This is a genomic window from Mesorhizobium sp. WSM4313 (assembly GCF_002294725.1).
Lineage (GTDB): Bacteria > Pseudomonadota > Alphaproteobacteria > Rhizobiales > Rhizobiaceae > Mesorhizobium.
Genome location: NZ_NSFT01000010.1, coordinates 191,435 through 214,471, shown reverse-complemented (window position 1 = coordinate 214,471; position 23,037 = coordinate 191,435). Strand labels below are relative to the sequence as shown.

Genomic DNA, 23,037 nt, shown 5'->3' with positions numbered 1-23,037 from the left:
ATTCCCGCCCGCCCTCAGAATCGGAAGGCGCAGTCGAGGAACATTCTTCTCCCCGCGCTATTCGGGAGAAGTTTCTCGGGACAACGACATGTCGATAATGGGCTGGATTCTCGGCCGCCGCCTGGCAAATCAGGAACAGTCGCAACGCAAGATCGGCGTGTTCGAGGGCGTGCCGGCAATGGGCCTCGATGGGCTGGGTTCGTCGGCCTATGGGCCGGAAGCGGCGCTTACGATCCTGATTCCGCTCGGCGCAGCGGGTCTCGGCTATATCGGTCCGATCATGGGCGCCATAGTCGGTTTGCTTGCGGTCCTTTATCTTTCCTACCGCCAGACCATCGCCGCTTACCCCGGCAATGGCGGCGCTTATATCGTCTCGCGCGAAAATCTTGGCCGCAATGCCAGCCTGCTCGCCGCCGCCGCGCTGATGGTCGACTACGTGCTCAATGTCGCCGTAGGCATCTCTGCCGGCGTCGGCGCGCTGGTGTCGGCGCTGCCTTCGCTGCATGCCTACACGCTTTGGATCTGCCTGGGGATCCTGCTCTTGGTAACCGTCGTCAACCTGCGCGGCACGCTCGATGCCGGCCGTTTGTTTGCCTTGCCGACCTATCTGTTCGTTGCGAGCTTCCTGGCAATCCTGGCGATCGGCGTCTCGAAGACGCTTGCCTCCGGCGGTCAGCCGGTGCCGGCAATTCCACCGCCGCCCCTGCAGCAGCCATCCGAAACGGCAAGCCTGCTTCTCTTGATGCACGCCTTTGCCAGCGGCTGCACGGCGATGACCGGCGTAGAGGCGGTCAGCAACGGCATGACCGCATTCAAGGATCCGCCCGTCAGGCACGGCCGGCGCACGCTGGCGGCGATCTGTCTGACCCTTGGACTGCTGCTCGGCGGCATCGCCTTCCTGTCGGCACGCTACCGCATCGGTGCGATGGATCAGGAGAAGGACGGCTATCAGAGCGTGCTGTCGCAGCTTGCGCATGCCGTCGTTGGCGACGGGGTCTTCTACTATGTCGCCATCGGTAGCCTGCTTTGCGTTCTGGCGCTTTCGGCCAATACAAGCTTCGTCGATTTCCCGCGCCTTTGCCGCATGGTGGCGGAAGACGGGTATCTTCCCAAGCCCTTCGCCATGGTTGGCCGCCGGCTCGTTTTCTCCATCGGCATCCTTTACCTCGCCTCGTCGACGGGACTGCTGCTGGTCGTGTTCGGCGGCATCACCGACCGTCTGATCCCGCTTTTCGCCATCGGCGCCTTTCTGACGTTCACACTGTCGCAGACCGGGATGGTGATGCACTGGGTAAGGGCGCTTCGCACAAGCAAGGACACGAGCCGGACGGGCAACCAGATGCATCTGGCGATCAACGCGTTCGGCGGCATAGTCACCGCGCTGGCGCTCATCGTGATTGTCGTCGCCAAATTCAGGGAAGGCGCCTGGATCACGGTGATCGTCATCCCGGTTGTGATCCTCCTGCTGCGGCTGGTGAGGCGCTATTACGACCAGCTCGAGGCAAGTCTGCGCGAGCCCGGGAAAGTCGATTTGAGCAGCACCGAGCCCCCTGTCGTTCTTGTCGTGACCCAGCAATGGAACAGGATGGCGGACAAGGCGCTCAGCTTTGCCTTTCACCTGTCCGAAGATGTCATCGCCGTCCATGTGGCGCGGCTGTCGGGTGAAGAGAGCGACGAAGAGCGCGCAATTCGCGGGAGGTGGTCGCAGGATGTGGAAGCGCCGGCGAGGGCGGCTGGCCTGCGCCCGCCACGCCTGCTTCTCCTCAACGCCGACTACCGGCTGATGTACGAGGCGTTATTGAAGGAGATCAAGGCGCTGCGCGGCGAGTTCGACGGCCGCACCATTGCCGTGCTACTCCCAGAGGTCGTGCCGCCCAATTGGTGGCAATATATGCTGCATACGCAGCGCGCTCGCCGATTGCACGCCAAACTGCTCGAGTTCGGCGGATCGGACATCGTGATCATTTCCATGCCTTGGTATATCGAGGAACCGAAGATCTAGGGGACCCGTTGAATGTTGCCGCTCCCTTCGATCACGCCACCTCACCAAAAGTTTGGCCGAGCGATGGAAAACAGGAACGTTCCGATTTCTCAAACATTCTCCCTAGTCTGCACTGCGTAATTCCTACTTGCTGGGGCCGGAACATTGTCATTCAGAGAGCATAATCTGCCGAACCCCAGCACCGAGGAGATCTCCATCGTCAACCTCATTCCTGCCTTGCGGGCTTTTGCGCGGACCTTCTGTCGCGTGCCCGACGATGCCGACGATCTTGTGCAGGAAACGTTGACCAAGGGGCTCTCCAACCTGGACAAATTCGAGCCCGGCACGCGCCTGAAGTCCTGGCTCTTCACCATCATGCGCAACACGCACTACACGCGTGTCAAAGCGGCGGCCAGGGAGGCCCCCGGGCTGCTCGACTGCGCCTCCAGCCGGCCGATTTCGGAACCGTCCCAGGATTGGTCCGTGCAAAGCAGGGAAGTGCATCAAGCTATCCAGAAGCTGCCGTCCCATCAGCGTGAGGTCTTGATGCTGATCGGCGTACTGGGCGTAAGCTACGAAGAAACCGCGGAAATATGCGGGTGCGCCGTTGGCACCGTCAAAAGCCGCCTCAACCGCGCCCGTGCCGGCGTTCTGGAATTCCTCGGAGAAAGCTCGCCGCAAGCGCTGATCGAGCCACGCCGTCAACTTTCGGATAATCATTGGGATACAGAGGGCGCAAGGCGCTAAGCCCGGCCAAATCCTACCGGCGCTGGGCTGCTGTCATGACTTTGGCCTCTCTCATCAACGAGGCCCAATTCAGGCCGAGCAGAGAAACAAGTTCGAGCGCTTGCGCTTCGGTGATGCCCGTCTGCGCGACGAGCCGCCGAACGAGTTCGTCCACTTCCGGAGTTCTGCCAGCCATCGGGATGATCCCCAAGCGGCTACAACGGTTAGTTTATGTTAAGGTTCCACCGATCACGCGACAGCGGGCGATATCGATGCCTTCCCGTCTCCGAGGAATGCCGCATCCTTGCTGGTGACATCTTCAACTGCGCTCACCCGTCATGTCGCCTTTGCGCTTTTCGATCAGAGCGTTCTGCAGTTCGAGCGCAAGCCTTGTCAGCCGGTCAGGGACCTCCTCCCGCTCGATAGCGTTCAGCAGCGATGCGATCTCCTGGTCCAAGCTCTGGATTACCTGGGCGCAAAGGTCGCGCTGACTCCTGTGAGACATGGCATTCTCTTAACAAACAGAGGCCCCTTCAAATCTCACAGAGGCATAGCCGACCGGCCTATGCAAGGCGCTTGCCGCAGGCTGTAGGGTTTCCGGTCCGTTGTCCCCGGATTTCGCGGCAAGAGGTGATCTGGAAACATCAGCTCAATCCTTGGGAAGGCGGTTCGCAGCGTGATCCTGATACTGATCGGATTTGATCCGGTTGCCGTCCAGACCTCGTTGCTCGGTGTGCTGCTTCTTGTCCCGGTTGGACAGTACGTCGTTCTCGCCGACCATGTCCTTTGCAAGCGTCGTCTTGGCTCCGGTTCCGGAACCCTTGCCCTGGCTGCCGCGGCCCATCTGTTTCTTACCGCCGGATGCCATCTGCTTCTCCTGTTCTGCTGGCCTGGAACTGTTCGGTGACCGAACTGCCGCCGGTGCGTTATGTTCCGCCGTCACGACGGACAAGAAAGACCATGCCGTCCCAACTGCCGAACGGCATTTCGCCGTCGACCACGAGGTCCATGCCGCATGCATGAGAAAGACGGCTCATGTCGCCGGAATCGATACCCGGTGATGTCCGATAGGAATAGTTGAGGATCGCTGCCATTCCTCCCCGCCGCAGCACGCGCGCGATCTCGATGAAATGCCGCTCGGCAACCCCGGCGAGCACCAGGTAAGGAAAACTGTCCAGGGCCAGCACGCCGTCAAAGCTTGCATCGGCGAAATCACCGAGATCAAGGCCTGAGGTCAGGTGAAATTCCACATTGGCAAGGCCGGCGCATCGCCGGCGCGCGATTTCGATCATTCGCGACGAGATATCGATGCCGACGACATATCCTGCGTGGGTGCCGAGCGCATATTCGAGACGCCCGATGCCGCAGCCGATGTCGAGTATGTGCTTGTGGGCACCAACGAAGCCCTGCTGTTGCAGCCATGCGACAATCTCGGCGGTGGTGGTCGACAGCCTGTGCTCGTCGCCAAGCGAGGACAACTGGACGCTGGCCGCGGGAGATATGGCGGCCGCCCGATCGAAGCTGCCGGCCAGCCGTTTGACGGTCATGGCGGTCGGTTCGCTATCCGGCCGGTCATGCGACACGCAGGCAGCCGCTCTGCGGACCTTGTCGAAGGCGTCCTCCTTGCCACGAAGCATCGTGGCGACCTCCTCCAGCCAGCATCGCCGGAGAGCATGGCTTGGACGCATGTCCAGCGCGATATCCGCCAGTTGCACCGCGCTGGTCGTCTTGTCGGTGTAAACGGCCAATCTGGCCAGCGCGTTGTCGACGGAAAGGCCGTCCGTCATGCAATCCTCGAGCAGGCGTCTGGCAATCGCGCCGGGTTGGCTCGCGATGTTCACGGCGAGGCGCTCCTGGTCCAGACCTTCTGCGCCGTCCAGCGGTCCTTTGCGCCCCAGCCATATTTGTAACCTTCCCTGCCGCGCAGGAAATCGAACTCCAGCGCGCCCTCGCTGGCGGCTCCGGTGATGGCATGCCCGATCAGAATCGCGCCGGGGCTTTCGTCGGCATAGGCCGGATCGAAACCGCCAAGATAGGCATAGGCCCGGTCGCGGTAATGAAAACCGTAATAGGCGCCGACGACGGCATCGTCGATCTGGATCGTCAAGCATCGCGCCATGCCGTTATCGACAAGCCGCGGCAGGGCCCGGCGATGAAATTCCACAACCGTGTCGGACAGGACGCCACCGCCATGGCCGGTCCAGCGCGCGCCATGCAGTCGGATGAGCCTGTCGAGAAATGTCTGCGGATCGGATTCGCCGCGGCTGACAATGACGGCTCCTCTTCGCCGGGCAGCTCTCTCGGCGCGGCGCAACTGACGCCTCCGTCTCGCCGGAACCGAGCGGGCCAGAGTCCGATCGCCGTCGAGCAACAGCACAGGACAGGCCGCGTGCGCCATCGATCGGCGCTCTTCGGCATTCGGCAGCTCAAGGCTCAGCGATATGGCATCGGCCGAGAGATCGGGCAGAATCCACTGCGACCATTCCAGCGACAGCGCCGCTTCGGCTATGGCGGCCTCAGTCTCGGCCTCCAGTTCCGGCGCGCACAAGATGTCGAGATAGTCGCTCAGCGAAATCCCGATGGGGAGCAGGCGCTGACCGCAACCATGCCTTTCGATATAGAGCGGCGCCAGTCCGGCGAGTTCGTCTCCGCTCCACACGGCAATCGCCGTGAGATCGCCCGGCGCGAACGTACGCCACCAGGGGATGAGCCAGGCAGGAGACTGGAACGGCGTGGCCGAGATGCTCCGCCCCCAGAGTTGCCACCAGCACGGCTCGAGGTCCTCGAACGCCCCTGGATCGCGAATGATCTCGGTGCGCAGACCGCCCATCAGGCGATTCCCAGCAAGGTGCGGCGGGTGCCAAGCTTGGCCAGCGCTTCGTAAGCATCCATGTAGGATGTGACCATGCGCTCAAGCGAGAAGCGGCGGCGCGCCTCGGCCCGGCAGGTCTCATGGTCCAGCGCTCCAGAATGGACGATGGCCTTAGCCATCTCCTCGACGTCATTGACCAGAAATCCGGTTCTGCCATGCTGGACGACGTCGGGAAGGGCGCCATTCGGGAAAGCGATGACCGGCGTGCCGCAGGCAAGCGCCTCCATTGCGACAAGCGAGCTTGTTTCGGCGGCAAGGCTGGGGACGACCAGGCAGCGGGCGGCGTTGAGCAGCCGCCGTTTGGCGCGAAACCCCAGCGGCCCGAGAAAACGCCGCTGCCGATCGAGGCGAGGACGGACTTCGTCGGCGAAATAGCGCAAATGGGTCTCATAGGGATAGATCTGGCCGGCGATCGCCAGGGGAGTGCCGGCGCACTTGGCTGCCTCGATTGCGAGATGGATGCCCTTTTCGGGGCAGATGCGGCTGAGCACCAAAGCGAAATCGCGCCGTAACCGGGGCTTGTTCAGTGCATCGATATCGACGCCGTTCGGAATAGGCTTCGCAAGCCTCGACCCTGCGGGCGCCGTCCTGTGCTGCGCCTCCGAGACCGCGTGTAGCCACAGGTCCTCGCGCGACGGCGCAAGCACTTCGGAGGGATACCAGCCCAGCGGCAGGTGCAACGTCACCAGGGTTGGGCCGTCGGTGGGCAGATAGGCGTCGAAGTCGATACCGTGGAGGTGAACGACGTCGATAGGCCAGCGCGCCCGGGCGGCCGCGATCGCGTCGCGATGCGCCTGCTGGGCCCGGTCCTTAGCCGCCTTGTCGAGCACGCCTGCTTCGGCCGGTGTTTCGACCAGGACGCCGGCCGTCTTTGACCCATGGCAGGCGACGACAACCGACCGGTGGCCTTTCTCAACCAGCGCCCGGTCCAGCGCCGACAGCACCTGCTCGGCGCCGCCGACCGCATCCGGCCCGACAGGCGCGAGGGGGTAGGCGACGTTGAGGACAGTCAGTGTCATCGCCGATCGAGCCGGAATTCACCATGCCGCCGACACGCGCCGCGTTCGTGTCATGTCGTCGCTGATCGCAGGAGCGTAGCGGCGGATCATCGCCGCGCAGAATTCGGCGAATTCCTCGGGCACGTGCGGCGGACTTGTGTGGTGGGGCTGGAGACCGCGATGCTCGGGCGTGAAGCAGAAGGTCACCGTGATGTTGAAGTCGGCGAGCGCTTCCATCTGGCGATCGAACCAGTCCAGCGCATTCGGCCGGAAGCTGTCCGCCCAAGACAGGCCAGTGCGCAGATGCGTCACGCCCAGTCGGTGCATCCAGGCAACGGCATCATCCAGCCGATGGTCCTCGAAATGGAACCACTGTACCAGGCCCATTTGCGGGGTGTGGCGCACGAACTCCTCGAGCGCCGGCTTGGGCGTGCCGTCCTCGCGCAGCAGGCCCATGTAGAAGTGCCTGTAATAGGACGAGCCTTCCGCCTCGCGATGGCGCGTCGTCGCCTCCCATGAACGCGGCAGGTCATAGAGGCTGTACCACTGCACCCGCGGCGCGATGCCAAGCAGCAGCTCGGCCGTGCGGCGCAGACCCCAGAGCTGGATCTCCTCGGCGCCGAAGGTCGATACGCCGACTTCGCTGACCCAGATCGGCAGATCGGTGATGGCGGCGATCTCGCCGAGCTTCTGCGGCCATTCGTCGATTTGCCAGAGATTCCAGTCGAGCGGGAAGCCATGAACCGCGACGGCGTCGACATGGTCGAGCACGCCGAAATCCTTCATGCGTTTCATGAAGCCGGCATCGATCGGCGAAATACCGCCCAGCACCTTTGTGACGGCCGGGTTTTCCCGGTCGATCGCATCGGCGGCCAGGATTGCCATCGAGGCAAAACGGCTCCAGTCCGGATCGAGCTCGGGATCCCAATGCGATTTGTTGTTGGGCTCGTTCCAGATCATCGCGGCTTCAATCATCGGCCTCTCCTTTCGCGGGATAGACGGCGGCGCCGTCGGCCGGATTGCCGGCCGCACGGCAGAAATAGACCTCGTCCTCGGGGTGGAGCACGATTTCGAAGCCGGCGCTGCGCAGCATCGCTTCGGTGCAGGCGCGGTTTGGAATCCACCAGTTGGTCGGGTCGTCCGCATAGCGATGCTCGATGAAGTGCAGTTTCGGAAATTCAGGTTGATCGAAGAGGTCGCGTGTCCAGAAATGGTAGTTCTGTTCGAGCGGCAGGACGTCCCCGCTGCCCCTCTGCATCGACTGGAAGATCATCAGGTCGCCTGCGACATGCGCGCGGATCAGGTCGAGCGCCAGCAGCGGATGGCGCAGGTGGTAGAGCACACCCATGAACAGCACGATGTCGAAGCGCTCGCCAAGCGCCCCGACGTCGTAGACGGACATTTCCCGGAATTCGATATCGCAGCCGGCGATCTCGGCGGCGAAGCGCGCCTGGGCGAGGTAGGCCTGGTCGAAATCGATGCCGAGCACGCGATCGGCGCCGCGCTTCTTCATCTCGATCGAATAGAAGCCGGCGTTGCAGCCGATATCGAGCACGGACATGCCCGAAAGGTCAGTCGGAATGGCATCCGCGAATTTGCGCCATTTGATCAGCGGATAATTGCCGAGGAAATGATCCGGCGCGGTTTCCACGCCCGCAAGCTCCATATTGTGGAACCACGGTCCCAGTGCGTCGATGCGGCGGCGTATTTCCGTGCTGGAATGCAGCATGGCTAAGCTCCTTCGCCTGGAAGGGTTGGCACCGTTGAGAGATCTTGCGATGCGAACATCGGCGGGGTCTCATCTTCAACGACATCGTTGCTTTCGAGCAGCCTGAGCGCCGTGCGATATCCATCGAAAGTGCCGACGTCGACATAGGCCGTTCCGGCCTTGACGCCGTAAGCCTCGCCTCCGGCTGCGAGATAGGCGTTGATCAGCGTGCCGAAATACTCGTCGAAGCCGTCGCGCTGGCGCCACAGTGCCGCGAGCTGGTGGAAGATACGGCCAGGCATCTTGAAGGCGCCCCAGACCCAGTTTGTTGCGGCATCAGCTTGCTTGACCTGGATTTGCTCGACACGTCCGCTCTGATCCAGGACGACGGCGTCGAACAGTTCCGGGCGATCCACCGGAAACATCAGAAAGGACAGCCGGTCGTCGGCCAGCCGGCAGAAGCCGTCCTCGGGGAACCAGATCGTGTCCGGCAGGCCGATCAGGACCGTTTCTTCCGGCGTGACCAGCGGCTCGGCACGGAAGATCGCATCGCACAGTCCGATCGGGGAGGGCTGCGCGACGAAGATTGCTGCGGCGGTGTCATAACCCGCGGCATAATATTCGAGAATGTCCGACTTGCCGGAACCTATGATGAAGCAGATGCGGTCGACGCCGTTTCGGACCATCCGCCGCACCAGATATTCGCTCACCGCGCAGGGGCGCTCGGTCTGCCCGTCCAGCCGGCTGCCGACCGGCAACAGCTCCTTGGAAAAACCCAGCGGCTGAATGCGGCTGCCGCGGCCTGCGGCAGGCACGATCCCCAACATCAGACGGCTTCCTCCATTGCTCCACCTGCCATGGACGCGGCGGCGTTCAAGATGCGATCGAGTTCGGCGGCGCGGTGCGCGGACGTGTGCTCGTCGAGGACGCGTTCACGGGCGCGGCGGCCAAGCGCCTCGATTTCGTTGTCCGACAGGCCAAGCGCGGCGACGACATCGCCGGTAGTGTGTGCCAACAGAATCTCGCTGCCGGGCGTGAAGAAGCTGTCGAGGCCGGCCCAATCGTCGGAGATGATCGCGGCACCGCAGGCAGCTGCCTCGAACAGCCGGCCTGACGGGCACCAGCCCTTGCGAGCCATCGCCTCGCGAGTGACGTTCAGCGTCAGGCGCGAGGAGGAAAAGAAGGCGGGATGATCCGCCGGCGGCAGGTGCCTGACGAAGAAGATATTGCCGCTCCATGGAAAGTCCGCTGGATATTGTGCGCCGCCGATGATGAAGCGGCGGTTCGGCAGTTGGGCCGCTGGAGCTACGAGCAGTCTTTCCACGGCGGCCTGCCGGTCCTCGGCATAGGTTCCGAGATAGGAGAGATCGCCGGCGAACTCGGACCGTGGCGAGGCTGGCCGGTGCCGGTTGGGGTCGACATGTCCGTATAGCGGCAGGACATGGCGCACGCCGAGAATACCCTTCAGCGCATCGATCGCCGGTCCTCCGGTATAGCTCAGGATCAGGTCGAAATCGCGCAGGCCATCCGGCTCGAAATAGGCCGGATAGTCACCTTGCTCGATTCTCGCCAGCGTTACCGGTGTATCGAGATCGTAGAACACCTTCAGCCCGCGACAGCTCTCGTTGGCGAGCCGCGAGGCCCTCACGGCGTCCGGACAATAAGAGGTGACTATGACCACGTCGGCCTGCCGTATCGCGGCCTCAGCCTCATGGCGGATACTCTCCCAGTCCGGGTAGAGAATGATGTTGCAAGCGTCGAGCCGGTCGAGGTCCCTGGCACCGGCGTAATAGGGCGTGTCGCGCTCGAAGAAGCTGATCGACCAGCCAAATGGGGCCAGAGCGCCTATCAGCCCGCGCCAGAGCGTGGCATGGCCGTTGCCCCATGAGGACGTGACGGTGAGACCGAATATGACCATGCGCATCGCCAGCCGCTCCGTCAGGGGAGTTCGTTGAGGCGAATGAGCTTGGAACCCCAGTCGCCATGAACGACTGTGGTGACCGAGGCCGGCGCAATATCGAAGCGGAAGCAGTCGCCGAGCTGCAGGCCGAGAATCGCGCAGACGGCTGCCTTGATGACGTCGGCATGGCTGATAAGGGCGATGCACTGACCCTGCCCATTCTCGCGCAACGCGTCCATCAGGCCGACGATCCTGTGTTGGACATCCAGCATCGTCTCGCCGCTCGGCGTACGGGCGCTCTGGCGCTGGTCGTTCCAAAGCCGCCAGCTTGCATCGCCGTTCAGTTCTTCGAAGGTCTTGCCGGACCACTCGCCGAAGTCGATCTCATCGAGTTCTTTGCGAATCGCGATCTTCTCGACCCCGCAGGCGATCGCGATCGGCTTCGCGGTCTCCAGCGTGCGTTCGCGCGGACTGCTCAAGATGGCGGCGAGCGGCTCGCGCGCCATGCGGCGCGCGAGATGCAGCGCCTGCGCCTGTCCGGCCTCGCCGAGGCGAACGCCTTCGAGCCGCCCGGCCAAGTAGCACCCGACATGATCATGAGCCGCGTGGCGGATGAGAAAGAAAGTCGTGGTCATTCGGCGGCATCGAGCAACGGCTCGTCCCCGCCGGCGATGAAGGCCAATGTGCGCAGGCGCGCCTCGGCGTCGGTGAACTGCTGGGGCGGCGACTTCATGAAGTAGCTGCTGGGGCCTGTGAGCGCGCCGGCAATGCCACGGTCGAGGGCCAGCTTTGCGCAGCGGACGGCGTCTATAACCACGCCCGCGGAATTGGGCGAATCCCAGACCTCCAGCTTGAGCTCGGCATTGAGCGGCACGCCGCCGAAGGTGGTGCCTTCGACCCGTATATAGGCCCATTTGCGGTCAGTCAGCCACGGGACATGGTCACTGGGGCCGACATGGATGTTGCCGGCCTCGAGCGGGACATCGATCTGGCTGGTGACGGATTGCGTCTTGGAAATCTTTTTCGATTCCAACCGCTCGCGCTCAAGCATGTTGAGGAAGTCGGTGTTGCCGCCGAAGTTGAGCTGATAAGTGCGATCGATGCGCACACCGCGCTCCCGGAAGAGATTGGCGAGCAGCCGGTGCACGATTGTTGCGCCGACCTGGCTCTTGATATCGTCGCCGACGAGGGGAAGACCACGCTCCTCGAAGCGCTGGCGCCATTCCGGCCGCGAGGCGATGAAGACAGGAATGCAATTGACGAAGGCGCAGCCGGCCTCAAGCGCGCATTCCGCATAGAAGCGCGTCGCCTGTTCGGAGCCGACCGGAAGATAGGATATCAGCACCTCGACCCCGCTTCGCCGGAGCCGGGCGGTTACGTCTGCGACCGGTTCATTCGACTCTTCGATCTCGTCTCGGAGATATTTGCCGATGCCGTCGAGTGTTGGGCCGCGCTCCACACGGACGCCGGTCGGCGCGACATCAGCAAAACGGAAGGTGTTGTTGGGCGCGGTGTAGATCGCTTCCGCCACATCGCGCCCAACCTTGTTTTTCGCGACATCGAAGGCGCAGACGACCTCAATGTCGTCGACATGATAGCCGCCGAGGTCGGCATGCATCAGCCCGGGGATAGGCTCGTTGCCGTTGGCGTGGCGATAGTAGGAGAGACCTTGCACAAGAGATGACGCGCAATTGCCCACGCCAACGATGCCGATGCGAACTTTCTTCGATGTCACGAAACCGCTGCCTCTTTGCTGAAGGTAAGTTCCTCGCGCCGAACCGGGAGCGACCTCGAATGTTCCTTCGCGCCGCGAAAAATTGCTGAGCCGGATCTCGGATCAAAGAGGCGCCGCTTCGCGTTGGCGGCCAGACAGCGGGATAGGAGCCGCATGATCGTCTTCGGCGACCACAAGCGAACGCGCAGCGCACAACAGCTCAGGGAAGCTGCCTTGGCCGCAGCGGCAGCAATCGGCGATCTGCCCGCCGGTATCGAACGTCACGCCGCCGTGGTCGATCTTTTCGTCAGCGCCTCCGAACTTGTGCAAGGCCTTGCCGATGCGGAATTCGACACCAGGGGTGCCGACTGCAATTCGTCGACACAGAAGCTGGGGTCGGAAATTCTCGTCGAGTTGTCGGAGGAAGTGCTGCGATCCTGGCAACAAGGATTTGTCCGGACCGGAGCGCTCGACCCGTTACTGCTTGCGAAGCTTGCCACCATCGATTGTAGCAGCGAAATAATCACGGGCCCGGCCGAGGGCTACGCGCTTTATGCGCTATATCCGGAAACCTATCTGCTTGCGGCGCTGCAGTCGGGCCTCGACGCAAACACCTGCGTCATCGGGATCCGCGGCATCGGTCTAGGCCTCGCGGCGATGGTCGCCGCCGCGCTGCATGCGCCGCCGCCCGTCAGTGTGCGGCCGATCGGGCACCCGTTTAGCCGCCACATATGCGCCGCGCCCGAGCTCCTTGGCGGCTGGCGCGACAGACCTCATGCCAAATTTGCCATCATTGATGAAGGTCCGGGGCTCTCCGGCAGTTCCTTTCATGCTGTCGTTGCCTGGCTGCGCCGGCAGGGCATCGATCAGGAGCGCATTCATCTGTTCCCGAGCCACCGCGGCGGGCCGGGCGTGCAAGCTTCGGCAGAAATGCAGGCTATTTGGAGCCACTGCTCACGCCATGTCGCGGATTTCGAAGCGGCCTTCGATGGATGCGTCGCGCCGAACCTTCGCCACTGGGTGGCGAACCTGCTCGGCAAGCCCGATGTCGAACTGAGCGAGATTTCCGGCGGCGAATGGCGCAAGCATATTTCCACGCCACCGGAGCATTGGCCTCCGGTGTTTGCCGGCTTTGAGCGGCGAAAATTCATGGCACTGGCGGGCACGGAGCGTTGGTTGGTCAAGTTCGCCGGTCTCGGCGGGACCGGGCAGCACAAGCTGCACACGGCGAGGTCGGTGCACAGGGTCGGTTTTGGAACGCAGCCCGCCGGACTCTGCTACGGCTTCCTGATCGAGCGTTGGACAGAGGTGGACAGGCTGGATCGGACAGAGCTGGACAGGGACCTGCTGGTCGAATGGCTTGGACGCTATCTCGGCTGGCGCGCTGCCGCGTTGCAGACCGAAGAGGCCGGCGCGTCGCTGGATGTGCTTGCGGACATGGCCGTGCAAAACTGCAGGGAAGCCTTGGGGGAAGGGCCGACCGAAACATTAAAGGGTTGGTTCGCCCGCCACTCCTCACATCCCTTCCTGCGGAGGATCGAGATCGACGGACGCCTGCACGCGTGGGAATTTCTGGTTCGGCCGGACGGAACCCTGCTCAAGACGGACGCCGTCGACCATTGCCGCTCGCATGACATTGTCGGCTGTCAGGACATAGCCTGGGACATTGCAGGCGCGACAGTGGAATATCAGCTTTCCGACGCCGAGCTTTCGCGGCTCATCCAAGGCATCGAGGCAGAAATGTCGCGTGCCGTCGATCGTTCTTTGGTGGACTACATGGAGCCCTGTTATCTCGCCTTCCAGCTTGGGCTATGGACGATGGCCGGACAGTCGACACACGGCGATGAGCGGGTAAGGGCCACGCGCGCCGCCGACCGCTACGAAACCGGGCTTTCGCGTTTTATCGAGCGCGCGAGGAGCTGATCAGTCCAGCCTGCGCAGCATGTCCGCTTCCTGCTCCAGAATTGTGGCCACTTCCTCGCGCTGCAGATGTGTCATCATGAGGCTGACGCAACATTCGAGATAGGTGATGGAGGCTCGCCGCAGGAACGCGGCGGTTTCGGCGGCCGCCATCTGGTCGATGTCCTTGATTGGTCGCTTCGGCTGCACAGTTCTTCTCCATGACGGTTGTCATGTCCAACCGCAATCCCGGTCGGTTGTTCCGCTACGGCGAAAGAAGCCACCGCCTCAGAGCTGAAGGTTCCGAACTTTTCCGGCCTCAGTCCTGTTGACCGGAGCGATGGGCTCCATCGCGAGGTCGTCGAGGCTCGAGAAAAAGGCGATGGTTTGCAGCAGGCCTTGCCTGAGAGGCACCTTGGGCGACCAGCCGAGAAGCGCCCTTGCGCGGCCTATGTCGGGCCGCCGGCGGCGCGGGTCGTCCTGCGGCAAGGGCAGGAATTTCACGGGCGATTTGGTGCCGGTCAGTTCCCGAACCAGCCTTGCCAGTTCGAGGATCGAAAACTCGCCGGGATTGCCCAGATTGACCGGCTGTCGCGGATTGGGATCGACATCCATAAGGCGTCGCAATCCTTCGATCATGTCGCTGACATAGCAGAATGACCGGGTTTGCCGGCCGTCGCCGAATATCGTCAGCGGTCGTTTCTCGATCGCTTGCATGATCAGGTTGGACACGATGCGGCCGTCGGCCGGGTCCATTCTGGGACCATAGGTGTTGAAGATGCGGGCGATGCGAATATCGGCCATCTCGGCCCGCAGATAATCGAAGCAGAGCGTCTCCGCGGTGCGCTTGCCTTCATCATAACAGGCGCGCGGCCCTGTGCAGTTGACGTGGCCGACATAGTCCTCGCGCTGTGGGTGCTGTTCCGGATCGCCGTAGACTTCGCTGGTCGACGCCTGCACGAAGCGGGCGCCGTTGCTTGCGGCGAGCTCGAGCAGATTGAGCGTTCCGATCACACAGGTGCGCGTGGTGTGGACCGGATCGGCCTGGTAGCGGGGCGGCGATGCCGCGCAGGCCAGGTTGAAAACGCGGTCGACAGTCTCGCCGAGTTCCAGCGGGACGCAAACGTCCTGCTCGATCAGCCGGAACCGGGCTTGGCCGATCAGCGAGCTGACATTCTCCATTCGGCCGGTAAGAAAGTTGTCGACGCATATGACGCGATACCCTTCGTGAAGCAAGGCCTCGCATAAATGCGAACCGAGGAAACCGGCACCGCCGGCGACAAGCGCCGTCTGTGTCTGCTGAACCCTTCTTGATCGCCGCATCTGCAAAGTCTCCTGTCTGCTATTCATGCTGCACTTTCCACGTTCAGATCGATCGCCGCGCGCGCATGGACAGACTGGGTCAAAGCCTGAACGAATTCACGCGCCCGAGCGCCGCCGGTGTGGCTTGCAAGCACCGCCTCGCGTGCCGAACGGGCCATATCGAGTCTGGCCCGCTCCGATTTGGCTGTGAGGATTTCCTGCACGTCGCCGGCACTGGCTGCGGTCTCGATCGTCGATTCCGGGAAGAAGCTATCGAGACCGGGCCAGCGGTCGCTGATGATCGGTGTGCCGCAGGCAGCGGCCTCGAAGAGCCGCACGCTGGGCGACCATCCGGCCGCGATCATCGACGCGCGCGTAAGGTTCAGCGTGTAACGCTGGCGGCTGTAGAAGGCGGCATGTTCGGCGGGCGGCAGGTGCTCGATCCGCTCGACATTGTCCGGCCAGGCGATATCGGACGGATATTGCGAGCCGGCGACGACGAAGCGGCGCTCCGGCAGGCGCCGCGCCGGCTCCAGCAGCAGCGTTTCGAGGGCGAGCTGCCGGTCGGCGCTGTATGTTCCAAGATAGCCGAGATCCCATTCGATCGCGTCTCTGGTGCGATGGTGTCGCTTTGGATCGACCGAGCAGTAGAGCGGCTCCGTTCGGCGGGCGCCGAACTCCGATCTGAGGCGCTGCAACGTCGGTCCGCCGGTGAAGGAGAAGTAGACGTCGAAATAGGGGATCTGCCTGCGGGCAAGGTAATCGCAATCGTCCTCGGCAACCCGCGCCAGCGTCACCGGCGTGTCGATGTCGTAAAAGCAGAACTGTCCAGTGCACAGCGAAGCGAGGTCGTCGATGATGGCCCTGCCTTCCGGCACGAAGGAGCCTATCACCACCGCGTCGGCCCGCTGCAGCTCCTGCCGGTGATTGCGGGGCAGCTCGGAGACTGTCTGGTAGTAGCGCAAGTCGCAGAAATCGGGATCGCGCAGGTCCCGGTGATGCGCATACCAGGGCACGTCGCGTTCGAGGAAGGTGACGCGATCGCCGAGCTCGTTGAGCGCGCGCAGCAGTCCCCGGAAAGTCGTCGCGTGGCCGTTGCCCCAGGATGAGGATAACGAAAGTCCGAGGAAAACGATGTCGAGCGGTTTCGTCATTCCGCGGCCTCCATTGCCCGGCGCTCGAAATGCGCCTTGAAGATGTCGTCCACCAGCCGGGCTCTTAGCGTGTAGGTATGCTCGGCCAGAACGCGCCGCAGCGCTGCGGCGCCGATCGCCTTCGCCTGTTTCGGGGTCAGCGTGCGCAGGATCTCGGCGACGTCGGCACCGTCCCGCGCGACCAGGATCTCTTTGCCTGGGGTTAGGAACAACTCGACGCCGAGCCAAGCGTCGGTGATTAGGCATGCGCCCGCGCCCGCCGCTTCGAAGACACGTGTGGCGGGCGAAAACCCGTTGGCCGCCATGCTGTCGCGGCTGATGTTGAGCACCGCCTTCGGCGTCACGTTGAAAGCGTTGTGATCGCGCGTACCGACATGGCCGAGCCACGAAACGTTCGCCGGCAAGGGCTTGTCGCCCCAGCCGGATCCGCCGAGCAGGAAGCGTTGGCTGCCAAGCACACGGGCCGGATCGAGGAAGAAGGCGTCGACGCGCGCCTCGCGGTCGGGCAGCCGATTGCCGAGGAAAGCCAGGTCGCAGGCAAAGCGCGGATTCGCGGCGACCGGATGATGTGTCTCAGGATCGAGCGCGTTGTAGATCGGCACGCATTCCGCGGCGCCGAGCGCGCGATAGTCCCAAACCACAGGATCGCCGCCGCCATAGGTCAGCACAAGGCCGATCCTCTTCAACGCCTCATGCAGCGGGTGTTCGGCATGATTGCGCAGCTCGCTTAGGGTCGCCGGCGCATCGACGTCCCAGAACACGGTCAGCGCATCCGGGCGAGCGTTGTCGAGAACCGCATGCAGCAGCGCCTCGTCCTCGAAGCCGACGCCGCTTGCCTTGACCACGACGTCTGCCTGCGCGGCGCGCGAGGCGACCTGCATCAGCGCATGCGCTGTCGGCTCATAGACGACGACGCTGCACCAGTCCGGCGCCTCGATATCGCGATGCTTCTGGCGATCGTAGACATCGGGTTCATAGAAGACGATGTCATAGCCGCGCTTCGACAACGCCTTGAGCAAGCCCCGATAATAGGTGGCCGCGCCGTTCCAGTAGGACGACAGAAGGCTCGATCCGTAAAAGGCGATCTTCATGCAACGGCCTCCCTTGCAGGTTTAATTTCAGCGACCTCGCGATTGCCGCATGCGGCGAGGATGTCGAACAACTCGTCGACGCGGTGCCGGCATGTGTGGCGCGCAAGGATGGTTTCCCGGCCGGACGCAGCCAGCGCCTCCGCACGCTGGCTGTCGTTCAGCACGTCGCGAAGGTGATCCCGCATCTCGGCGCCGTTCCGGGCGAACAGGAAATCCGTGCCGGCACGGAACAGTCCTTCGACATCCGACCATGGCGCCGAGACCAGCGGAATGCCGCAGGCCATCGCCTCGAACATGCGTATGGTCGGAATGCCGGGCAGGCTCTCCCGATAAGGTCGGCGGGGGATGTGCATGGTGACGCGATGCCTGGCGAAGCTCTTCGGCACGTCGGCATTGGCAATCCAGCCATCATAGCGCAGCCCTGCCTCGGCAAGCGCGGCTCGGGCGTCAGTCGGATAGCGCACGCCGTGCACGGTTCCCGACAGCGCGAGAGCGCTCGCCGGCTCGATCAGGAACTCGGCGATCTCGGCGCTGCGTTCGTCGTCGCCCCAATTGCCGATCCAGACGAGGTCGGAGACGGGCTCGACATCCGGGCACGGCTTGAACAGCCGGTCGTCCGCCGCCTCATGCCAGGTGAAGACCCGCTTGCCCCAGCCGGCGCGAAGATAGCTCTCGCGCAGCACCTCGCCGAAGACCAGCACTCCGTCATAATGCTCGAGCTGAAGTGCCGCTATCGCCTGCGTCGCCGATACGGCCCGGTGATGGGTGTCGTGGAACAGGAGCGTGAAATTGCCATAGGCTCGCGCCTGTCCGATGCGCGCGACAAGATCCTTGTCCGTCCATTCGTGAACGATCACGACATCCGCGCCGGCGAGCCAGGCTTCATGGGCGAAGCCAGGGCCATAGGTCAGCGCCATCAGCTCCGGGAAATCCTTGCGGAAACGCTCGACAGCGAAAGGGCCTTGCTCGGCGAGCAGATTCGATCGGCTCCAGCCGTCGGCGGGTTCCAGCGCGACCGCCTCATGTCCGCGCGCGACGAGCTCGCGCATGATGCCGCGCTGGAAATGCGCGTTGCCGTGATTCCAGTCGGAAACGGCGGAGTGGGTGTAAAACAGGAAGCGCATGGTCAAAGCCCTGCCATGGCCGTCGCCGCCCGATCGTAGACCTCTCGCATCCGCGTCGTCTGGGCGCTGAGCGAGAATTTGCGCGCCCTTCGGGCGGCGCGCTGACCGAAATGGCGCCGCAAGCTTTCGTCATGCGAGAGCCTGGCGATGCAGCCGGCAAGCGCGTGGGGATCGCGCGCGTCGAAGAACGTCGCTGCTCCGTCCCAGATCTCGCGGTAGGTCGCGATGTCCGCCAGCACCAGGGGAGTGCCCGCAGAGGCTGCCTCCAGAGCGGCCAGCCCGAAAGGCTCGTAGATGGACGGCGAGACAAACATGCTGGCCCGCGCCATCAATTGCCGAACCTCTGAATGGCTGATCGAGCCGAGCGAGATGCAATTGTCGAAGAACAGGCGCTGTCCGTCCGGGCCTTCCGTTTCGCCTGCGGCGAAAACGGGAGGGCCGCACAAGGCAGCCGCGGCATCGAGCGCCAACCCGTTTTTACCCTCATCCCACCAGCGGGCGGCAGCGAGAACGAAGGACTCGCGATGCGCGCCTGCCGGCCCGGGGAGCGCGCCATTGTGGACGACGCTCAAGCCCGCGATCGGGCCGTAGCAGGCTCCGAGCATGGCGGCATGGCTTCGGCTCGGTGCGACAATGGCTTCGGCGCGGTCGAATCCGGCCCGGTTGCGCTCTCGTTGCCAAGCCCAATCGCCCTCGGGCGCTTGCGCCCGCACTGCATGCAGCCATGTGACCACGCAGGAATGCGATACCGCGACGATCGGACAAGTCAGTTCGAGACCGGCTGCCTGCGCCGGCGCATTGAGGTGTATGAGATTGATTGCATAGTCCGACGCAAGCTCCTGCAATTCGCTGGGCAACCGGTCGAGATCTTTCGTGTCGCGCGTCATCCAATCCGGCGGGCATTTCAGCCAAACCAGCGTGGCGAAGGACCGCGCCTCCCGGGCCTGTTCGGGGGAAGGCTCGGGTCCCAGCCCGGCAAGCACAATGCTGTCGCCGCTGGCCGCCAGCTCTCGCGCCAGATCGAGCGAATAGCGCCAGACTCCGCCGACGGCGTCGGTCGTCATCAGAATGCGCCGCGGACGATGGGTCAGTGATTGCAGCATGAGGACTCCAACTCAGCCAGCGCATGCGGACGCTGGTCCTGGATGTCGCTGAAGGATCGGAAGGAGGCGAGGTAGTGCTCATGCGCTCGCTCCCAGGCAATATCGTCGGGCTCGCCCCAGAGTTCGCGGTAGCTGGGCGAGCTCGGATAGGGATAGAGCGGCACGGGCTCGTTCGCCCAAACGCCGTGATCGATGAGGTGCTTGCGCCAATGGTCCACCAGCGCCGGGTCGTCCTCGACCACGCCGATCAGATTGGCCTGAACGAAAGGCACGTGGCGACGGGCATCGACCAAAAGCGCGGCCAGATCCTCCGTGTCGAGCCGGCATCGCTTGGCGAGCATCGCACGGCCCTCTACGGTCAGGCTTTCAAGGCCGGCTTCGATCGAGACGCAGCCGGCCTCGCCGAGCAGCTTGAGCAGGTCCGGCTTCCACAGGTCGATGCGGGTCTGGACACCGAACTGGATATCGCGGTCGACCAGCGCTTCCAGCAACGCCTTCTGCGGCAGGAAGATTTCATCGATGAAATAGATGTAGCCGACCCCTTGAGCGATCAAACCGTCGATCTCGGCCATGACGGCATCGTGCTTCCTGCGCCGATACGCATCGCGGAAATCGATCTTGGCGCAGAAGCTGCAATTATAGGGGCAGCCGCGCGACGCTTCCACCTCGGCGCCGGCGCCCTTCTGGTGGGCATCGAACCTGTGGTGGTGGTGGCCATGCGCGGCGATCCAGTCGGATGGCCAAGCGAGCGCAGGATGATCGACGAACGGGCTGGCATGGACCCCGCCATTGCACACTGGAAAGTCGTCCTGGAGCCGGGCCGTATGCGCAACCTTGCTCCAGTCGCTATGCTGTGCAAGCTCCGTCACGACCTCCTCGCATTCACCGCGCACGACGACATCGACGCCGAGCTTGCGCAGGGTCGGCGCCGGCGTCGCCGAGCCATGCGGTCCGACCGCCACCGTGCGTCCGCCGCGCCCGGCGAGATGATTGAGGAATTCTGCCGGCACGCGCAGCTCGGGCGGCGCGCAGCGCCAGAACAGATAGGTCGGCGCGGTTGTCACGACGGTCATGTCCGGTGCGAAAGCCGCAACGCTTTTCGCAAGGGCGGCGTTGTCCAGTCCTTGCAGCAAGCCGTCCAGCATCAGCACGTCGTGCCCTTCGGCTTCCAGCATCGCCTTCGAGTAGCCGAGCTCCAGCGGCAGATGCGGCTGGCGGCAGCCGAAATAGATGCTGTGCTCGTATGTCCAATGAGGATTGACCAGCGCTACCTTCATGCGACGTACCTCGTGGCTTCGGGGTGCGGTTGGAGCCGATGCCGAAGCAGCCAGCTGGCGAGATCGCTGACGCCTTCGCGCCATGGGACACGCGCCTGCCAGCCGATCGCTGCTTGCAGCTTGCGCGTGTCGGCGACGAAGAAGGGTTGGTCGCCAACGCGCTCGCGGTCGTGGCGAAGCGCGACGTCGCTGCCCGTCATATCGGCGATCTCCGCCAGCAGCACGCGCAGGCTGACCGCATTGCTCGGGCCGCCGCCCAGGTTGAACGCCTGGCCCTTGAGGGCCTCAATCCTGGTCAACACGCCGCGATAGGCAGCTACGGCATCGGACACATGCAGGATGTCGCGCACCTGCCTGCCGTCGCCGTAAACGGTAATCGGCCGGCCGGACAAGACGCTGAGAAGAAAATGCGCGACCCAGCCCTGGTCCTCTGTGCCGAACTGGCGCGGCCCGTAGATGCAGCTCATGCGCAGCACTGCTGTCGGCAGTCCGTAGGATTTGGAATAGTCGAGCACATACTGATCGGCCGCGCCCTTCGAGCAGCCATAGGGCGTGCAGAAATCAAGGCCTACCTTCTCATCGACCCCGCTCGCACGCACCTTCTCGTCGAGCGGTTCGTAGTGATCATCGGCTTGCCGCACCGCGATCTGGGGTAGGCTGCCATAGACCTTGTTGGTGCTGGCGAAGACTACCGGGGCGCCGGTGCTGCGAGCGGTCTCCAGCACGTTGAACGTGCCTTTGAGGTTGATGTCGAAATCCTGCGCGGGATCGGTCAGGCTGGTCGTCACGGCGGTCTGGGCGGCGAGGTGAAAGATCGCCTTTGCCGGCGCCAGCGCCGCTGCCAGTGCGCCGGCATCGCGTATGTCGACGATTTTGGCGCTCAGCCGGTCGCCGTGCTTTTGCGCCAGCCAGTCGAGATTCTGCTCGACGCCCGGGCGGCTGAGATTGTCGACGACCAGCACGGCCTCGCCGTCGGATAGCAGGCTGTCGGCCAGGTTGGAGCCGATGAAGCCGCTGCCGCCAATGACGGCTATCGGTGCCTTGCGCGGATGCCGGTGGCCCTGGGTCATGAGACCAATCCCCGCTCTTCCAGCTCGCGCCGCATGTCCGCGCCGCGGTCGATAACGACGCTGTTGCGAACCCATGCCGCGAATTCGCCAAGCGAATCTTCCAGTCGATGCTTCGGCTCAAAGCCGAGCAATTCGCGCGCCTTGGAAATGTCGGCGAAGCAGTTGCGTATATCGCCGGAGCGCGCCTTGCCGAGAATTTCGGCGGGGCGCTTCGGAACGCCCATGGCCTTGGCAAGCAGCCGGGCCACCTCGCTGATCGAATAGGCTCGGCCGCTGCCGATGTTAATGGCGTGGCCGGCTGCCTGGCGTTGCTCCAGCGCCAGGCGGAACGCGGTGGCGACATCGCGCACATGGACGAAATCGCGCTTCTGCTCGCCGTCCTCGAAGATCGTCGGCTGTTTGCCATTGGCGAGGCGCGAAGCGAAATTGGCGAGGACCCCGGTATAGGGATTGGAAAGCGCCTGTCCGGCGCCGAACACGTTGAACAGGCGCAGTGCAACGGCATCGACGCCGTAGGCCTGGCCGAAGATCAGCACCGCGCGTTCCTGCGCATATTTGGTCAGCGCGTAGATCGAGGCGAGATCGGGCCGCTTCTCCTCGTCCGTCGGAAGAGGCGACAGTGCTTGGCCGGTCGCCGATACCAAATCCCAGCGGCCCTCCTTTATATCGGCAGGCTTTCGGCGCGCATTGTCGATCCGCTCGCCGTCCGGAGTCTGATAGAGGCCTTCGCCATAGATGCTCATGGAAGACGCCACGATGATCCGCTCGACCGGATGCTTGATCAATGTCTCCAGCAGCACCGCGGTGCCGAGATCGTTCGCGCCGACATAGCGGGCGATCTCGTACATGGACTGGCCGACGCCAACCTCGGCCGCCAGATGGATCACGGCATCGGCGTCGGAAACCGCTTCGGCGACAGCGTCGCGGTCGCGCACGTCGCCCTTGATCAGTTCGGCCCCCGCAGGGAGGTTGATGGCTTCGGCGCCGTGCACCTGATCGACAAGCGCATCGAGCAGGCGCACCTGATAACCATGGTCGGTGAGTTCCTGGGCGACGTGGCGGCCGATGAAGCCGCAACCTCCCGTAACCAATACACGTTTCACGATGACTCCCTTGTG

At 63.5% G+C, this 23,037-nt stretch carries 24 protein-coding genes; 3 read left to right on the top strand and 21 right to left on the bottom strand.

Annotated elements, in window-relative coordinates; all coding sequences use genetic code 11:
- The first annotated feature begins 88 nt into the window (after positions 1-88).
- Both CK219_RS22255 and CK219_RS22250 read left to right on the top strand, forming a co-directional pair.
- The gene (locus CK219_RS22255) at positions 89-2,002 is read left to right on the top strand and encodes an APC family permease (RefSeq protein WP_095768883.1); all 1,914 of its coding nucleotides are present in this window, start codon (positions 89-91) and stop codon (positions 2,000-2,002) included.
- Between the two features lie 144 nt (positions 2,003-2,146).
- Positions 2,147-2,728, top strand: coding sequence for a sigma-70 family RNA polymerase sigma factor (locus CK219_RS22250; protein ID WP_245340582.1), 582 nt, complete (start codon positions 2,147-2,149; stop codon positions 2,726-2,728).
- A 13-nt stretch (positions 2,729-2,741) separates the two neighbouring features.
- On the opposite strand, the gene CK219_RS31790 is transcribed toward CK219_RS22250, so the two are convergent.
- The 12 genes from CK219_RS31790 to CK219_RS22195 form a co-directional block, all read right to left on the bottom strand.
- Positions 2,742-2,903, bottom strand: coding sequence for a hypothetical protein (locus CK219_RS31790; protein ID WP_176477115.1), 162 nt, complete (start codon positions 2,901-2,903; stop codon positions 2,742-2,744).
- Between the two features lie 123 nt (positions 2,904-3,026).
- Complete coding sequence (locus tag CK219_RS22245) at positions 3,027-3,164, bottom strand: hypothetical protein (protein ID WP_245340581.1); 138 nt, start codon at positions 3,162-3,164, stop codon at positions 3,027-3,029.
- Between the two features lie 192 nt (positions 3,165-3,356).
- Entirely contained in the window at positions 3,357-3,575 is a 219-nt protein-coding gene (locus tag CK219_RS22240) for a hypothetical protein (protein WP_095768881.1), read from the bottom strand.
- Positions 3,576-3,633: 58 nt separating this feature from the next.
- Positions 3,634-4,548: a class I SAM-dependent methyltransferase gene (locus CK219_RS22235; protein WP_245340580.1), complete on the bottom strand. Its 915-nt coding sequence runs from the start codon at positions 4,546-4,548 to the stop codon at positions 3,634-3,636.
- Complete coding sequence (locus CK219_RS22230) at positions 4,545-5,537, bottom strand: GNAT family N-acetyltransferase (RefSeq protein WP_095768880.1); 993 nt, start codon at positions 5,535-5,537, stop codon at positions 4,545-4,547. The genes CK219_RS22235 and CK219_RS22230 overlap by 4 nt, the downstream gene beginning before the upstream one ends.
- Positions 5,537-6,598 (bottom strand): glycosyltransferase family 4 protein, encoded by a 1,062-nt coding sequence (locus CK219_RS22225; protein ID WP_095768879.1) that lies wholly within the window; start codon positions 6,596-6,598, stop codon positions 5,537-5,539. Before CK219_RS22225 ends, CK219_RS22230 begins: the two co-directional genes overlap by 1 nt.
- 18 nt (positions 6,599-6,616) lie before the next feature.
- The gene (locus CK219_RS22220; RefSeq protein ID WP_095768878.1) at positions 6,617-7,552 is read right to left on the bottom strand and encodes a beta-xylosidase; all 936 of its coding nucleotides are present in this window, start codon (positions 7,550-7,552) and stop codon (positions 6,617-6,619) included.
- Positions 7,545-8,306 carry a TIGR04290 family methyltransferase gene (locus CK219_RS22215; protein WP_095768877.1) on the bottom strand — a complete coding sequence of 254 codons (762 nt, stop codon included), beginning with the start codon at positions 8,304-8,306 and terminating at the stop codon, positions 7,545-7,547. The genes CK219_RS22220 and CK219_RS22215 overlap by 8 nt, the downstream gene beginning before the upstream one ends.
- A 2-nt stretch (positions 8,307-8,308) precedes the next feature.
- A complete protein-coding gene (locus tag CK219_RS22210; RefSeq protein ID WP_095768876.1) occupies positions 8,309-9,112 on the bottom strand; it encodes a nucleotidyltransferase family protein in 804 nt (267 codons plus the stop codon).
- Positions 9,112-10,209: a glycosyltransferase gene (locus CK219_RS22205; protein WP_095768875.1), complete on the bottom strand. Its 1,098-nt coding sequence runs from the start codon at positions 10,207-10,209 to the stop codon at positions 9,112-9,114. Before CK219_RS22205 ends, CK219_RS22210 begins: the two co-directional genes overlap by 1 nt.
- Before the next feature lie 14 nt (positions 10,210-10,223).
- Entirely contained in the window at positions 10,224-10,820 is a 597-nt protein-coding gene (locus CK219_RS22200; protein WP_095768874.1) for a histidine phosphatase family protein, read from the bottom strand.
- A complete protein-coding gene (locus tag CK219_RS22195; protein ID WP_095768873.1) occupies positions 10,817-11,920 on the bottom strand; it encodes an inositol-3-phosphate synthase in 1,104 nt (367 codons plus the stop codon). Before CK219_RS22195 ends, CK219_RS22200 begins: the two co-directional genes overlap by 4 nt.
- A 153-nt stretch (positions 11,921-12,073) precedes the next feature.
- Between CK219_RS22195 and CK219_RS22190 the strand changes: the two genes are divergently transcribed.
- On the top strand, positions 12,074-13,822 hold the full coding sequence (locus CK219_RS22190) for a hypothetical protein (protein ID WP_095768872.1): 1,749 nt from the start codon (positions 12,074-12,076) through the stop codon (positions 13,820-13,822).
- Here the strand turns inward: CK219_RS22190 and CK219_RS22185 are convergent, their stop codons facing one another.
- The 9 genes from CK219_RS22185 to CK219_RS22145 form a co-directional block, all read right to left on the bottom strand.
- Entirely contained in the window at positions 13,823-14,008 is a 186-nt protein-coding gene (locus CK219_RS22185; RefSeq protein ID WP_095768871.1) for a hypothetical protein, read from the bottom strand.
- 78 nt (positions 14,009-14,086) lie between these two features.
- Positions 14,087-15,121: a UDP-glucuronic acid decarboxylase family protein gene (locus CK219_RS22180; RefSeq protein ID WP_095768870.1), complete on the bottom strand. Its 1,035-nt coding sequence runs from the start codon at positions 15,119-15,121 to the stop codon at positions 14,087-14,089.
- A gap of 23 nt (positions 15,122-15,144) precedes the next feature.
- A complete protein-coding gene (locus tag CK219_RS22175) occupies positions 15,145-16,254 on the bottom strand; it encodes a glycosyltransferase (protein ID WP_095768869.1) in 1,110 nt (369 codons plus the stop codon).
- Positions 16,251-17,345 carry a glycosyltransferase gene (locus CK219_RS22170; protein ID WP_095768868.1) on the bottom strand — a complete coding sequence of 365 codons (1,095 nt, stop codon included), beginning with the start codon at positions 17,343-17,345 and terminating at the stop codon, positions 16,251-16,253. The genes CK219_RS22175 and CK219_RS22170 overlap by 4 nt, the downstream gene beginning before the upstream one ends.
- Positions 17,342-18,469 (bottom strand): glycosyltransferase, encoded by a 1,128-nt coding sequence (locus tag CK219_RS22165; protein WP_095768867.1) that lies wholly within the window; start codon positions 18,467-18,469, stop codon positions 17,342-17,344. Before CK219_RS22165 ends, CK219_RS22170 begins: the two co-directional genes overlap by 4 nt.
- 2 nt (positions 18,470-18,471) lie before the next feature.
- Entirely contained in the window at positions 18,472-19,572 is a 1,101-nt protein-coding gene (locus tag CK219_RS22160; protein WP_095768866.1) for a glycosyltransferase family 4 protein, read from the bottom strand.
- Complete coding sequence (locus tag CK219_RS22155; RefSeq protein ID WP_095768865.1) at positions 19,557-20,849, bottom strand: TIGR04295 family B12-binding domain-containing radical SAM protein; 1,293 nt, start codon at positions 20,847-20,849, stop codon at positions 19,557-19,559. The genes CK219_RS22160 and CK219_RS22155 overlap by 16 nt, the downstream gene beginning before the upstream one ends.
- Complete coding sequence (locus tag CK219_RS22150; RefSeq protein ID WP_095768864.1) at positions 20,846-21,919, bottom strand: NAD-dependent epimerase/dehydratase family protein; 1,074 nt, start codon at positions 21,917-21,919, stop codon at positions 20,846-20,848. Before CK219_RS22150 ends, CK219_RS22155 begins: the two co-directional genes overlap by 4 nt.
- Positions 21,916-23,022, bottom strand: a complete 1,107-nt coding sequence (locus CK219_RS22145; protein ID WP_095768863.1) for an SDR family NAD(P)-dependent oxidoreductase — start codon at positions 23,020-23,022, stop codon at positions 21,916-21,918. Before CK219_RS22145 ends, CK219_RS22150 begins: the two co-directional genes overlap by 4 nt.
- Positions 23,023-23,037: the final 15 nt, after the last annotated feature.

Coding starts and splice junctions, on each gene's coding strand:
- CK219_RS22150 (WP_095768864.1), bottom strand. CDS start 21,919: ATGACCCAGGGCCACCGGCATCCGCGCAAGGCACCGATAGCCGTCATT.
- CK219_RS22170 (WP_095768868.1), bottom strand. CDS start 17,345: ATGAAGATCGCCTTTTACGGATCGAGCCTTCTGTCGTCCTACTGGAAC.
- CK219_RS22180 (WP_095768870.1), bottom strand. CDS start 15,121: ATGCGGCGATCAAGAAGGGTTCAGCAGACACAGACGGCGCTTGTCGCC.
- CK219_RS22165 (WP_095768867.1), bottom strand. CDS start 18,469: ATGCGCTTCCTGTTTTACACCCACTCCGCCGTTTCCGACTGGAATCAC.
- CK219_RS22155 (WP_095768865.1), bottom strand. CDS start 20,849: ATGAAGGTAGCGCTGGTCAATCCTCATTGGACATACGAGCACAGCATC.
- CK219_RS22215 (WP_095768877.1), bottom strand. CDS start 8,306: ATGCTGCATTCCAGCACGGAAATACGCCGCCGCATCGACGCACTGGGA.
- CK219_RS22200 (WP_095768874.1), bottom strand. CDS start 10,820: ATGACCACGACTTTCTTTCTCATCCGCCACGCGGCTCATGATCATGTC.
- CK219_RS22175 (WP_095768869.1), bottom strand. CDS start 16,254: ATGACGAAACCGCTCGACATCGTTTTCCTCGGACTTTCGTTATCCTCA.
- CK219_RS22160 (WP_095768866.1), bottom strand. CDS start 19,572: ATGCTGCAATCACTGACCCATCGTCCGCGGCGCATTCTGATGACGACC.
- CK219_RS22255 (WP_095768883.1), top strand. CDS start 89: ATGTCGATAATGGGCTGGATTCTCGGCCGCCGCCTGGCAAATCAGGAA.
- CK219_RS31790 (WP_176477115.1), bottom strand. CDS start 2,903: ATGGCTGGCAGAACTCCGGAAGTGGACGAACTCGTTCGGCGGCTCGTC.
- CK219_RS22190 (WP_095768872.1), top strand. CDS start 12,074: ATGATCGTCTTCGGCGACCACAAGCGAACGCGCAGCGCACAACAGCTC.
- CK219_RS22240 (WP_095768881.1), bottom strand. CDS start 3,575: ATGGCATCCGGCGGTAAGAAACAGATGGGCCGCGGCAGCCAGGGCAAG.
- CK219_RS22205 (WP_095768875.1), bottom strand. CDS start 10,209: ATGCGCATGGTCATATTCGGTCTCACCGTCACGTCCTCATGGGGCAAC.
- CK219_RS22220 (WP_095768878.1), bottom strand. CDS start 7,552: ATGATTGAAGCCGCGATGATCTGGAACGAGCCCAACAACAAATCGCAT.
- CK219_RS22225 (WP_095768879.1), bottom strand. CDS start 6,598: ATGACACTGACTGTCCTCAACGTCGCCTACCCCCTCGCGCCTGTCGGG.
- CK219_RS22210 (WP_095768876.1), bottom strand. CDS start 9,112: ATGTTGGGGATCGTGCCTGCCGCAGGCCGCGGCAGCCGCATTCAGCCG.
- CK219_RS22230 (WP_095768880.1), bottom strand. CDS start 5,537: ATGGGCGGTCTGCGCACCGAGATCATTCGCGATCCAGGGGCGTTCGAG.